General features: G+C 62.7%; 15 protein-coding genes and 1 riboswitch. Of the genes, 12 read left to right on the forward strand and 3 right to left on the reverse strand.

The genetic code is table 11. The features are described from left to right. Positions 1-1,038, reverse strand: a complete 1,038-nt coding sequence (locus tag AC5SSZ_RS02665) for a zinc-dependent alcohol dehydrogenase family protein (protein ID WP_495436749.1) — start codon at positions 1,036-1,038, stop codon at positions 1-3. Here AC5SSZ_RS02665 and AC5SSZ_RS02670 point away from each other — a divergent pair. The 11 genes from AC5SSZ_RS02670 (at position 1,037) to AC5SSZ_RS02720 (ending at position 10,042) form a co-directional block, all read left to right on the forward strand. After that, entirely contained in the window at positions 1,037-1,657 is a 621-nt protein-coding gene (locus tag AC5SSZ_RS02670) for an Lrp/AsnC family transcriptional regulator (RefSeq protein ID WP_495436750.1), read from the forward strand. The genes AC5SSZ_RS02665 and AC5SSZ_RS02670 overlap by 2 nt on opposite strands. Before the next feature lie 474 nt (positions 1,658-2,131). Beyond that, positions 2,132-2,344, forward strand: a riboswitch (cobalamin riboswitch). Positions 2,345-2,503: 159 nt separating this feature from the next. Beyond that, positions 2,504-4,390, forward strand: coding sequence for a TonB-dependent receptor plug domain-containing protein (locus tag AC5SSZ_RS02675; RefSeq protein WP_495436752.1), 1,887 nt, complete (start codon positions 2,504-2,506; stop codon positions 4,388-4,390). 3 nt (positions 4,391-4,393) lie between these two features. Next, positions 4,394-5,233 (forward strand): ABC transporter substrate-binding protein, encoded by an 840-nt coding sequence (locus AC5SSZ_RS02680; protein ID WP_495436754.1) that lies wholly within the window; start codon positions 4,394-4,396, stop codon positions 5,231-5,233. Continuing rightward, positions 5,230-6,213 (forward strand): FecCD family ABC transporter permease, encoded by a 984-nt coding sequence (locus tag AC5SSZ_RS02685; RefSeq protein ID WP_495436756.1) that lies wholly within the window; start codon positions 5,230-5,232, stop codon positions 6,211-6,213. The genes AC5SSZ_RS02680 and AC5SSZ_RS02685 overlap by 4 nt, the downstream gene beginning before the upstream one ends. Continuing rightward, a complete protein-coding gene (locus AC5SSZ_RS02690; RefSeq protein WP_495436758.1) occupies positions 6,210-6,965 on the forward strand; it encodes an ABC transporter ATP-binding protein in 756 nt (251 codons plus the stop codon). The genes AC5SSZ_RS02685 and AC5SSZ_RS02690 overlap by 4 nt, the downstream gene beginning before the upstream one ends. Then, on the forward strand, positions 6,965-7,630 hold the full coding sequence (locus tag AC5SSZ_RS02695; RefSeq protein WP_495436760.1) for an adenosylcobinamide amidohydrolase: 666 nt from the start codon (positions 6,965-6,967) through the stop codon (positions 7,628-7,630). Before AC5SSZ_RS02690 ends, AC5SSZ_RS02695 begins: the two co-directional genes overlap by 1 nt. Continuing rightward, entirely contained in the window at positions 7,623-7,775 is a 153-nt protein-coding gene (locus AC5SSZ_RS02700) for a hypothetical protein (RefSeq protein WP_495436762.1), read from the forward strand. Before AC5SSZ_RS02695 ends, AC5SSZ_RS02700 begins: the two co-directional genes overlap by 8 nt. An 11-nt stretch (positions 7,776-7,786) precedes the next feature. Then, entirely contained in the window at positions 7,787-8,428 is a 642-nt protein-coding gene (locus tag AC5SSZ_RS02705; RefSeq protein WP_495436764.1) for a MotA/TolQ/ExbB proton channel family protein, read from the forward strand. Continuing rightward, on the forward strand, positions 8,425-8,805 hold the full coding sequence (locus tag AC5SSZ_RS02710) for an ExbD/TolR family protein (RefSeq protein ID WP_495436766.1): 381 nt from the start codon (positions 8,425-8,427) through the stop codon (positions 8,803-8,805). The genes AC5SSZ_RS02705 and AC5SSZ_RS02710 overlap by 4 nt, the downstream gene beginning before the upstream one ends. A gap of 5 nt (positions 8,806-8,810) precedes the next feature. Further along, on the forward strand, positions 8,811-9,194 hold the full coding sequence (locus AC5SSZ_RS02715) for a biopolymer transporter ExbD (protein ID WP_495436767.1): 384 nt from the start codon (positions 8,811-8,813) through the stop codon (positions 9,192-9,194). Further along, complete coding sequence (locus tag AC5SSZ_RS02720) at positions 9,191-10,042, forward strand: energy transducer TonB family protein (RefSeq protein ID WP_495436769.1); 852 nt, start codon at positions 9,191-9,193, stop codon at positions 10,040-10,042. The genes AC5SSZ_RS02715 and AC5SSZ_RS02720 overlap by 4 nt, the downstream gene beginning before the upstream one ends. A 126-nt stretch (positions 10,043-10,168) precedes the next feature. Here the strand turns inward: AC5SSZ_RS02720 and AC5SSZ_RS02725 are convergent, their stop codons facing one another. Next, positions 10,169-10,627, reverse strand: coding sequence for a cyclophilin-like fold protein (locus tag AC5SSZ_RS02725; RefSeq protein WP_495436771.1), 459 nt, complete (start codon positions 10,625-10,627; stop codon positions 10,169-10,171). A gap of 72 nt (positions 10,628-10,699) precedes the next feature. Further along, complete coding sequence (locus tag AC5SSZ_RS02730) at positions 10,700-11,902, reverse strand: NAD(P)-dependent alcohol dehydrogenase (protein WP_495436773.1); 1,203 nt, start codon at positions 11,900-11,902, stop codon at positions 10,700-10,702. A gap of 196 nt (positions 11,903-12,098) precedes the next feature. Here AC5SSZ_RS02730 and AC5SSZ_RS02735 point away from each other — a divergent pair, with 196 nt between their 5' ends. Next, positions 12,099-12,554, forward strand: coding sequence for a (R)-mandelonitrile lyase (locus AC5SSZ_RS02735; protein WP_495436775.1), 456 nt, complete (start codon positions 12,099-12,101; stop codon positions 12,552-12,554). Positions 12,555-12,575: the final 21 nt, after the last annotated feature.

Genomic DNA, 12,575 nt, shown 5'->3' on the forward strand with positions numbered 1-12,575 from the left:
TCAAAAGCGGGTAATGACAGTGGCACCCACGGAGCGGAATTTATCCATCTCCATCAAGGCCTGAGGGGCATCGGCAAGGCTGATCTGCTCTCCGACCAGTCGTGCCGGATCCAGCTTGCCGCTGGCGACGAGGTCAAGCATCGCGCCGTAGCGATGTGCCTGCATCCCGTGTGAACCAAGCAATTCGATTTCCTGCCCGACGATCTTTGGCATTGGAACGGTCGGTGCCGCGTGCTCACCCAGCATCAGACCCACCTGCACATGCTTGCCCCGCGGCCGCAGGCAGAGGATTGAATTGGTCATAGTTGACGGGTGACCAAGTGCGTCGAGAGAGACGTGGGCACCTCCGCGGGTGATCTCCCGAATGGCCTCCGGCACGTCGGCCTCCCTACCGTTTAGCACCGTCACGGCGCCAAGCTCCTTCGCCAGCGTCAACTTAGCTGGATCAAGGTCCACGCCGATCACGTTGGCCCCACAAGCCGAGGCGATCATCACGGCGGACAGGCCTACGCCGCCGCAACCATGCACAGCCACCCATTGTCCTGCGCTGACCTTCCCTTGATCTACCACCGCCCGAAATGAGGTTGCAAAGCGGCAACCAAGGCTCGCGGCAGTGGCAAAATTCATGGTCTCGGGCAGGGCGATAAGGTTCAGATCGGCCTGATGAATGCCTACGTATTCCGCAAAGGATCCCCAGTGGGTAAAACCCGGCTGTTCCTGCTGCAGGCAGACCTGCTGGTTGCCGGAATGGCATTCGGAACAGCTGCCGCACCCACAGATGAATGGCACGGTGACCTTGTCGCCAACCTTCCATTTTGTGACGTCATTCCCAACGGCCTCGACGACGCCAGCCAACTCGTGGCCAGGCACATGCGGCAAGTCGATGTCGCTGTCGTGTCCCATCCAGCCATGCCAGTCGCTGCGGCAGACGCCGGTGGCCGCAACCCTGAGGACAACGCCATGCGGCTCTGGCGTCGGGTCGTCCACGGTAACCAGCTTTGGCGCGCTTTGGAATTTTTCGAAAAGGACGGTTTTCATGGCAGGATCTTTCGCTGAAGAGTATTTTGGACGAGATCATAGTCTGGAAGAGGGAAATACCTTTGCCAACCCTCCCCGTATTGCGCAAATTTGGAGTGGAATTCCCTATGGAATCGTCATTATTGAAAGATATCTACCCATGCCTGACATCGACGCCGTCAATGCCGAGATCTTGACCCTGTTGCAGGAGGATGGCCGCATGACCAATGCCAAGTTGTCCGAGCATCTGGGGATGAGCGAGACCCCCTGTTGGAGGCGGCTCAAACGTCTTGAAGAAAGCGGCATCATCGAAGGTTATCAAGCCAATCTGAGCCGTCGAAAGCTCGGCCTCGGCGTTATGGCCTTCGTCCAGTTGCGCTGTTCCGAGCATGATCAAGCCGCGACGGCAGAATTTCAGCGCATCGTTGAGACGACACCGAACATCCTGGCTTGCCACAACACGACCGGCGCGGATGATTTCCTGCTGATCGTGGTTGCCCGTGATCTCGATGATTACAGTGGTTTCGTCGACAGCACTCTGAGGCGGCTACCCGGTGTCACCAGCATTCGGTCCAACCTCTCATTGAAAGAAATGAAGGCGTCGAGCAAGCTGCCCGTCAGTGCAGCATCAATGAAATAGACTGCCGCGCAAGCTGGTTTTCCGTCGTGTTTGAACCGGAGCCTGTAACCGGCCACCGGACTGAACCTGTGCCCGCGACAGACCTTTGCGAAGATCTGGGCGTTCATGCGCGGTCTCGTACTGGAACGCTTTGGGCGGAGATGAAAACGGCATAGCTCCGCCGGGATGCGGAAGAGGCGCGTTGCCACCGCAGGGGCATTGCCAGGGGAAATCTGTCCGTGATGCGGGGCAGGGGGGACAGCCACGACCCCAGCCATTGGATTCGGTGGAGATCGGAACGGGGAACCATGCCGTGGCGTGGAATATCGCCTGCGCAAAGGTTGCGGTCGATGCAGCACAGCATTGCGTTTGCAGCATTGAAACCATCACTTAGCAGTTGATTTCAGGCGATTGTTGCTGGTGTGCGCGGTGCATTGTTTGAAAACTCCATCCTTGGCGGCGTCTACTCCTTCTTGACAGAGTAAATCCAGTTTGCCTAAGTCCGGCCATTCTGGTCCGGCTGGGAATACCATCCGGGTAAAAGGGAACATGGTAAGGCGTCGGTACAAGACGTCAAAACCATGACTGCCCCCGCAACTGTGAGCGGAGAGCAATGCTGCGATATGCCACTGCCTCAAGAGGAGGTGGGAAGGCGCGGCAAAGCTGCGACCCGCGAGTCAGGAGACCTGCCAGAAGGATCACCCAGTCCGGGTGCGGGGCGCGCCGAGGACGACGGACTTCCGTAGTGGTGGCAATTAAACCGTCTGTGGAAGCATTGCCTTCCAAAGACCGATGATTTGTACATGTTGCCCGCGATGGGCAGCCACTTTTCCTGCACCGAATGTGCAGGCTGGGAGAACTGAAACGATGCGCAAGGCAAGCTTGTCCCTGGCCGCCACCCTGATGGTCACTACCCCCGCAATTGCAACCGCCCAGGAGGCGGAGATCATCGATCTGGGCGAACTCATCGTCTCCGGTGGTTTTACCCCTGTCGAGGCGCAGAAATACGGTCGCTCGGTTTCGGTCGTGACCAGCGAAGAGATCGAACAGCGCGGCATCACCACGGTTCAGGATGCGCTGCGCTCGGTTCCTGGTCTGATGGTCACCGGTGCAGGTGACAGCTTTACACAGGTCCGCATTCGTGGCGCCGAAGCCAACCACACGCTGATCCTGATTGACGGCATCGAGGCCTCGGGCGGCGACAGCGACTATATCCTGTCTGGCCTTGATACCGCCAATATCGAGCGGATCGAGGTGCTGCGCGGTCCGCAATCGGTGTTCTACGGCTCCAACGCCTCGGCGGGTGTGATCAACATCATCACCAAGAGTGGCGGCATCGGCACCGAATACGGTGGCAGCGCCGAAGTCGGCTCGGACGGCTACCGGGCCTCGGCGCGGGTGTCGTCCCGGACCGAACGCGGTGGCATCTCGCTCAACCTCGCCCACGATAATGACGATGGCTACGACTTCTCCGGCAGCAGCGGCGAAGAGGATGGCATCCGCCGCAACACCGCGCAGGTGAAAGGCGACTACCTTGTGACCGAGCGGCTGAAGCTGGGTTTCAACCTGCGTGCCTCGGAAGAGCGTTTCGACAGCGACAGCACCTCCTTCACCGCCACCGATGCGGCCAGCTATGTGGTGGATGATCCCACGCAGTTCAGCGACCGCGATGAACAGCTGGCGCAGATCTTTGCGGAGCTCGACACGCTGGGCGGACGCCTGAAACACCGTCTGTCTTACGAGCGTACGGATTTTGACCAATCCTACAACGGCGGCGCCCTGACCGAGACAAAGACGGAAGCGGCGAAATACCTGCTGAGCTTTGGCCTTGATGGCCAGACGGTAGATCTGACAGATCACCTGCTGAACGCCATTCTGGAATGGGAAGAGGATTCCAGCCGTTCCAACCCGGCCTTTGCGCGCAAGACCAATTCGATCGCGCTGGAATACCGTGGCAGCTTTGCCAATGGTCTGGATCTGCAGTTGGGTGTGCGCCGCGACAACAACAATGCCTTCGAAGATGCCACCAGCTGGAACGCCAGTGCGTCCTATACCTTTGCGGGCAGCGGTGTGCGCCTGCATGGCTCGGCCGGCACCGGTATCGTGAACCCGACCTATTTTGAGCTCTTTGCCAACAGCACCTTTGGTGCCACTACCTATCTGGGCAATCAGAACTTGCAGCCCGAAGAAAACCGCAGCTTTGATCTGGGTGTCGAGGTGCCGTTCCTGCAGGGGCGCGGGCTGGTTGATGTGACCTATTTCGACGAGACGCTGACGGGTGAGATCGAAGCCTATATGGTGAATGCGACCACCTTCTCCTTCCGCAATCAGGCCGGAGACAGCGAGCGCAAAGGTGTCGAACTGGCGGCCAGCCTTGAGGCCACGGAAAACCTCGATCTCCGTCTGTCCTACACCTATCTGGATGCCACCAACCCCAATGGTACGGTCGAGGTGCGCCGCCCCGAACACGAACTGCTGCTGAGCGCCACGCTCGACACTTTCAATGGTCGCGGCTCCATCACTGCGGATGTCCGCCATGTGGCAGGCAACTGGGACAGCCAGTTCTTTGGCACCTATGCCACGGCCGAGCTGCCGGATTACACCACCGTCGATGTCTCGGCCCAGTATGAGCTGAACCCGAATGTGGTCCTGACCGGACGTGTCACCAATCTGTTTGACGAGGAATACTCGGACGTCTGGGGCTACGCGAAACGCGGCCGCGCCGCCTATATCGGCGTCCGGGCCTCCTTCTGATCGATGCGCTGGCTGCCCGGCATAGCCCTGGCCCTTTTCTGGGCCGCCACCGGAGCCTTTGCCGGGCCGTCGCGCGTTGTTACGATGAATCTCTGCGTGGATCAGATGGCGATGATGCTGGCCGCGCCGGGACAGCTGATCTCGATTTCCTTCGTCGCCCGGGATCCGCGGGCCTCGGCCATGGCCGAAGAGGCGCAGACCTATCCGGTCAATCACGGGCTGGCGGAAGAAATCTACCTGCTGAAGCCGGATCTGGTGATCGCTGGCGCATCTTCGGCGCCTGCAACGATGGATATGCTGCGCCGCCTTGGCGTGCCGGTGGCGGAATTCGGGCCCGCCTTTTCGCTGGAGGATGTCCGAACTCGCATCGTTGAGGTAGGTGAGGCGCTGGGCCGTCAGGAGGCCGCGCGCCGGTTGCTGGCGGATTTTGACCAGCAGTTGGAGTTTCTGCGGGCGGATGCCCCGGATGATCGCCCGCGCGCCGCGCTTTATGCGGCCAACGGATATACTGCAGGCCGCCAGACGCTGGCCGGGCAAATCCTGGAGGCGGCAGGTTTTCGCAACATCGCCGATGAACTGGGCTATTCCCATTCCGGCCAGCTGCCACTGGAACTGCTGGTGCTGTCAGAGCCGGATCTGCTGGTCGGCACAACCGCCTATCCGCGCAATTCCCGCAGCGAGGAAATCCTGAAGCATCCGCTGGTGCGCATGCTGGCCGGGCGTAGCGGCGCCGGGGAAATCCGCAATGCCGACTGGATCTGCCCAACACCGCATGTGTTGCGCGCGGTAGAGACACTGGCGGCAGAGCGCCGCGCCTTTATGGAACGTGAGGCCCGCCAATGACCCGGCTCATGCTGTGCCTCTCGGCGGCGGTTCTGGCGCTGTTCCTGATTTCCCTGACGGTGGGGCCTGCAGATGTCGGTGTGGGCGAAAGCCTGGCGGCCCTGTTTGACGATGGCTATGGCCCGCTCAGCCTTGTGATGCGTGAAATCCGGCTGCCGCGGGCAATCCTTGCCGCGGTGATCGGCGCCGGGCTGGGGCTGGCGGGCGCGGCGATGCAAGGCTACCTGCGCAACCCGCTGGCCGAGCCGGGGCTGATCGGTGTGTCCTCCTCGGCGGCGCTAGGTGCGGTATTGGCAATCAACACCGGCCTCGCTGCCACCGCCACGCTGGGCCTGCCGCTGTCGGGGCTGGCTGGCGCTCTGGGCGGTGTGTTTCTGGTGATGGCGCTGGCCGGGCAGCATGGGGGATCACTGACGCTGATCCTCGCGGGTATCGCCATTTCGGCAATGGCAGGGGCGCTGACCTCGCTGGTTCTGAACCTCTCGCCCAATCCCTTTGCTGCTAATGAGATCGTCTTCTGGATGATGGGGTCGCTATCGGACCGCTCGATGCAGCATGTCTGGCTGGCGCTGCCCTTTGTGCTGGCCGGGATGGTGATCCTGCTGCCGCTGGGGCGCGGGCTGGATGCGCTGACTCTGGGCGAGGATGCGGCGCAGACCATGGGCGTGAACCTGAGGCAGCTGCGTTGGTTGCTGGTCGTCGGCACTGCAAGCATTGCCGGTGGCACCACCGCGGTTGCAGGCGCCATCGGCTTTGTCGGGCTTGTGGTGCCGCATATTCTGCGTCCGTTCGTCGACGGGCAGCCCTCGCGGCTGCTTTGGGCCTCGGCCCTTGGCGGCGCCATCATGTTGCAACTGGCGGATATTGCCGTGCGGCTGATCTTGCCCACCCGCGATCTGAAGCTGGGCGTGGTCACCGCTCTGGTTGGCGCGCCCTTGTTTCTGCACTTGATCTACAAGACGCGGAAGGGGCTGGCATGAGCGTGCTTTCGGTTCAGAACCTTTCTGTGACCCTGCGCAGCCGTTCGGTGCTGCGCGATGTGTCCTTTGAGATTGGCAAGGGGGAGTTCGTCGGCCTGCTGGGTCCGAATGGCGCCGGGAAAACCAGCCTGATGCGGGCCGCGCTGGGGCTGATCCCGGCAGCGGGCAGCAGTTCGCTGGCCACAATGAACGCCTCTGAACGGGCCCACACGGTGGCCTGGATGCCGCAATCGCGCGAGATCGCCTGGCCGATTCCGGTCGAGCGTTTGGTCGCTCTTGGCCGTCTACCGCATCTGCCGCAGGGGCGGCGACTGCCAGCCGCCGATCAGGCCTTGGTGGATCAGGCAATCACTCGCATGGGGCTGGACTCGTTCCGCAAGCGCGCCGCCTCGCGCCTGTCAGGCGGCGAGCAGGCCCGCGCATTGATCGCCCGGGCGCTGGCCCAGGATACGCCACTCCTGATGGCGGATGAGCCCTCTGCCGGGCTGGATCCCTCGCATCAGATCTCCACCATGGAGGTCTTTGCCAGCCTCGCCGCCGAAGGGCGCGCGGCGCTGGTGTCCCTGCACGATCTGGGACTGGCCGCCCGTCACTGTACGCGGCTGATCCTGCTGGCCGAGGGCGGTATCATGGCCGATGGCCCGCCCGCCGAGGTGCTGACGCCCGATCTGATGGCGCGCGCCTTTGGCATCTCGGTCTGGCACGAGACCACAGCGCAGGGCCCGATATTTCAGCCGCTGGAGGTGCTGTGATGGGCGCGGTCACCCTGCAACGCCCATGGATCGAGTTTGATCTCGGCGCCGAGATGCAGGTGCTGAGCTGGGCGGTGAACCGGCCCGGATTTGTCACCGCTCGCCGCATCCTGTGGCGCGAGGTCAGGAACAGCGACCTGCCGCGCGATCTGGATGTCACCGAATGGTTTGCAGACGAGTTGGCACAGAGCGGCGGCAGCGACGCGGTCGCTTTCCTGACCTCGCGTGATGTGCGGCACTATTGCGAAGCCTTGGCCACGGTCGAGGGGATTTCGGCCCATGCGGTGGCCACCGTCGGCTTGTCAAACGGTGAACGGATCGGCAGCCGGGTGGACTATTCCCGCCGCGACTGGGGCACCATCAATGTCGCCCTGCGCCTTTCCGAAGGGTTGACGCAGGCCGGGCTGATTGAGGCGCTGAGTATCGTGGTGCAGGCCCGCACCGCAGCCGTGATGGATGCGGGGTTTGAGCTGCCGGGCGGCGGTGGAACCGCAACCGGGACCGGCACCGATTGCGTCGCGGTTGCTGCACCTTCCGGGGCAAATCCCTATGCCGGGCTGCACACGGCCACCGGCGAAGCCATCGGAAAAGCTGTCTACAAGGCCGTCCACACCGGTGCGCTGGAGTGGAAGGTATCCAACGCCCGGAGGGCGGTCGATGCCTGAGCGCGTGCAGATGCAGGCAGCGGCGTTGACGCGGGCGGGCCGCGCCTGCACCATCTGGCCGGGTCACGACCGTCCGGCAGACTTCCATTCGGCGCGTTTTGACCGCGGCGCTGAGCAAACCAACCCGGGACTTCCGGGCCACTGACGGAGGCTGCTATGTCCTTTGCCCCTCTTTTCGATTTCATGGCCCGCGGCGGTCCCGCCCTTTGGGTCATCGGCGCGCTGTCGGTGCTGACACTCGCCCTGTTTCTGTGGCGCCTGATCGGGCTGGCACAGGTCGGGATCTGGCGCAGGCCGCAATCCGAAACATGGTTGGATCAATGGCGGGCCGGAGGGGCGGTGCCTGTTGCACCCGGGCGCACGCCGCTGGACCGGGTCACCCGGTCTGCGATGGTGGCCCTGCTGACGCCCGAGTTCAGCCCCGAGACCGCAGAAAAGGAAACCACCCGCATCGCCAAGGCGGAGCTGGCCGCCCTGCGTCATGGTCTACGCCCGCTGGAGCTGATCGCGGCGATTGCGCCGCTGGTCGGCCTCTTGGGCACCGTTCTGGGCATGATCGGCGCCTTTCAGGCCCTGCAGGAAAGCGGCAGTGGCGCGGATCCTTCGGTGCTGGCCGGTGGCATCTGGGAAGCGCTGCTGACCACGGCTGCGGGCATGGCCGTGGCGATCCCGGCCTCGGCGCTGGCGTCCTGGATCGAAGGGCTGGCCGAGCGTGAACAGGCCCGGATGGAGGATGCCGCCACCCGCGTCTTCACCGCAGCCGCCGCCCGCCCATCGCTGGAGCAGGCCGCGCAATGACACTGGCCTTCGGAGCACCGCGCCGGAAAAAGCGCATCAGCCTTGCGCCGATGATCGACGTGGTGTTCCTGCTGTTGGTGTTCTTCATGCTGGCTTCGCAATTCGGCCGCGACCGGGTGGTGCCGCTGACCATGAGCGGGGCAGGCGCAGCCTATCAGGGGCCACCCCGGCTGGTGCTGGTTACGGCGGATGGTTTGCATCTGAACGGGGTTCCCGTTGCATCCGAGGCTCTGGCGGCGCAGCTGATCCCGCTGACGCAGGAGATGTCGGACGCCATCATCCTGCAACCGGACAAAACCGCGTCGCTCCAGCAGTTGATGGATGCGGCGGTGCTTCTGACCGATGCTGGCTTCACCGGCCTCGTGGTCATGGAGTGAGCGGCATGGACTTCTCCACACCGAAAAAGCGCGAGACGGGTGAGCCGATCCTGCCGATGATCAACGTGGTCTTCCTGCTGCTGATCTTCTTCCTCCTGTCCTCGCAAATCGCGCCGCGCGCGCCCTTTGCGGTGGTGCCGCCGAAACTGGAAAGCGGAGATCCCTCCGCGCCCGAGGCCTTACTGTTCATGGCCGCTGATGGCCGCCTGCATTTCGCGGGCGCGCAGGATGAGGGCGCCATCGCTGCAGTGACGGCGCAGGCCGGGCAGATCGGGGTGCTGACACTGCGGGCGGATGCCGAGGTTCCGGCGCATGAAGTTGCGGCGCTGATCGCCCGGCTCAGGGCGGCGGGCATTGCATCGGTCACATTGACCGGAACCGGATCATGAGCCGTATCGCGCTCTTTCCGGCATGTCTTGCCTCGGCGGCGCTGTTGCACGCGCTGCCCTTTCTGGCGCTTCCGGATGGCGGCACCGAGGCAGAGGGCAGCGGCGGCACCGGTCAGATCACGCTGGTGGCGGCCTCGGCTGAGCTGACCCAGCAGGTGTCCAAATGGCAGCGCCCGCAGGAGATCACCACTCAGGTGCTTGCCGTAGTGCAGCCCGCTCCGATCGCCAATCCGCAGCCCGTCCCGTCCGCCAGCCCGTCCTCTGTGCCGGACCTTCCAACCTCCGCTCTGGCCGTGCTGGCCCCGGCGGCCCAGGCGGAGGCCGTACCCGAAAAACCCGCATCCCCACCGCCGCCGCCTGCTCCCCCACCGCCTGCGCCTCCGCCGGTTGCTCCGGCACCGCCTGCGCCAGCCCCGCCGCCCAAACCGGCGCCAGCAGCTGAGGCTCCGGCAGAGGCAAAACCGGCAGCGGCCTCGGTGGCCGTGAACCAGCAGGCAGCAGGCAGCGGCCAGCGCAGCGCCCGTGGTGACAATGGGGGCGACGAAGCCAGCACCGGAAACGCTGCCCGGGATGCCAAGCTGAAACGCCGCTGGGGCGCGGCCATCCTGTCCCGGATTGAACGCCAGATGCGGCGCCCGCGTGGCGACGATCAGGGCAAAGCCCGGGTGCGCCTGAAAGTTTCGACCCAAGGACGGCTGATCGGGGCCTCTGTCGTGCGCAGCTCCGGCAGTTCGACGCTGGACAATGCCGCATTGCAGGCGGCGCAAAAAACACGGTACCCACGTGCGCCCAAGGCGCTGGCGCCGGGTACCTATACCTTCGATTTCTCACCCCGTTTCACTAGGTGACGCTTGCAGTTCAGCGTCCTCGGGACAGGAACAAGGAGTACAGTAAATGCCGCGCAGGACATGCCGGTCGGGAGGCATTTCTGTGCCACTGGATGACCGCTGGACACCTGCTGACCGGCAATCGTGTCAGTCGGCGATTTCTATGCGGACTGTGTAGGGGGCGGAACGCACCAAAGGTGCGATATCGCCATCGAACGCCCCGAGACGCACCAAGCCGCGGGAGTTCTGGAACGGTTTGAAGAAGATCGCCAGATTGCCCCAAGGCGCATATAACGTGATGTCGCCGGTTTCGGGCTTGTAGCTTGCCGGTGCGCCTGTTGTGTCAAGTTTGCGCGGCAGGTCGGAAATTTTTTCAATTCCGTGGTAATCCGTAAGGGTCAGCTCAAGCGGCAGCATCGCCGCAAAATCCCGTCCGGCAGCAGTATCGTCCAGCGTTGCTGAGAGGCGGTCTTCGCCAAATATGAACTCGATTTTGGTCATGGTGCCTTCTTTCTGTGTCGCTGTACCAGATGTTTCTGCCACGACGTGAGCGGACAGCGCGAGCGCACTCATCAGTGCCAAAGCCGGAGTTTTGAGCCAGTTCACGTTCATTGTCCTCCTCAGATTTCCTGAAATGCGACCAAGGCGTAATTGAGTGTCCCGCCTTGGCCATGATGATCAGGCCTTGGTCATGTCGATGACATAGCGATAGCGGGCCTGCTTTCTGACGACCTTTTCACAAGCCGCGCCGATCTGATCCGGAGTGATCATTTCATAGGTCGCTGCGATGCCGTGATGGGCGGCAAAATCAATGACCCGCTGCGTTTCGGCGATGCCACCGGTCATCGAACCTGCCAGGCTTTGACGGCCGAACCCCATCATCATGCCATGCGCCCCTTCGATGGGGAACAGCGCGCCAACATTGACCAGGGTCTTGTCGAGCTTGAGCATATTGAGGAATGGTTGCATTGGGTAGGCCACCGGCACCGTGGAGAGCATAAGATCAAAACTGCCCATCTGGCGGCGCATGGCGTCTTCATCGGACCAGAGATAAGCCTCGGACGCACCAAAGGATTTCGCGTCCTCCAGCTTATCCTTGGATGTGGTGAAGACGACAACCTCGGCACCTTTTGCAGCGGCGAGCTTTACCGCAAGGTGGCCAAGACCACCCATGCCGATCACGCCATAGCGCTGCCCGGGCTGCAAATCCCAGTGGTTGATCGGCGAGAAAGTCGTGATACCTGCGCACAGCAGAGGCGCAAAACCCGCGAGATCCACCCCCGGCGGAATGCGAAGCGCAAAGTCCTCTTTCACGACGATCTTCTTCGAGTAACCACCATATGTGACCCCGCCCGAGATCTTGTCTGGGGAGTTGTAGGTGAAGGTGGTGCCATTCAGGCAATTCTGTTCCCGGTCAGCGAGACAGTTCGCACATTCGCCACAGCTGTCGACCATGGTGCCTACACCTGCGATGTCGCCTTCGCGGAACTTGGTCACCTCGGCGCCGACGCCGGTGACACGGCCCACCATTTCATGGCCAGGGACCAGCGGAAAGGTCGGCATCCCCCAGTCGCCTTTGTAGGTGTGGATGTCCGAGTGGCAGATCGAGCTGTACAGGATTTCGACCACCACATCCTTTGGACCGGCTGCACGGCGAGGGATGGTGTGCGGTGCAAAGGATCCGCTGGTGTCGAAGGCGGCCCAGCTTTTTACATTGCTGGCGCCAAGCGGGCTTGCGGCCTCCTGCGCCTTGGCCGCGCTGGACAGGGCCGCAGCGGCGAGCGGGGCAGTTGCCATGGCCGCGGTGCCGCCAAGGAAGGACCGGCGGCTTTCGCCCTCGCGGGTCAAGATTTCGGCCTTTTGGTTGCAAGCTTCACACATGGGGATCTCCTTGGACGGTTGGCTACGAGGTACAGGACCAAGATACTCCATTCTCCGCATTGGATAATCCCGGCCTGCTGCACAGCATTCATGAGAAGCCGTCATGAATGCTGTGCAGAACAGGCCCATGATCCGGCTGGCGGAGCTCTCTACCTTTTGTCCTATCCAACGCGATCAACCAAAAAGGACAAATGCCATGAAACTCATGCTCACGGCCCCCGCGCTCATGCTCGCCGCCTCAACCGCCTTTGCCCAATCCGTGGAGATCAGTCGGCACGAAGACCGGCCCGGCCAAATTGGAAGCGGCACGGTCTTTACCGGTACGGCCTATATCTCCCCTGTATTCGGCCCCCAGATGAATAATGTCAGCGCTGGCGAGGTGACGTTTCTTCCCGGCGCCCGCTCTGCTTGGCATACGCATCCGGCTGGGCAGATGCTGGTCGTTACCCATGGCACCGGCTGGACCCAGGAGCGCGGTCAGGACAAGCAGGTCATCAAGGCCGGTGATGTGGTCTGGTGCCCGCCCGGTGTTGAACACTGGCACGGCGCGAGCGACAGCACATCGGTGACACATTACGCCATTCAGGCGGTGGTCGATGGCTCGGCCGTCAGTTGGGGTGACCAGGTCACGGAGCAGGAATACCTCGACTGAAGCGCAACTTAATCATCGATT

It is taken from the genome of Phaeobacter sp. CC-HEC084, from assembly GCF_059429255.1.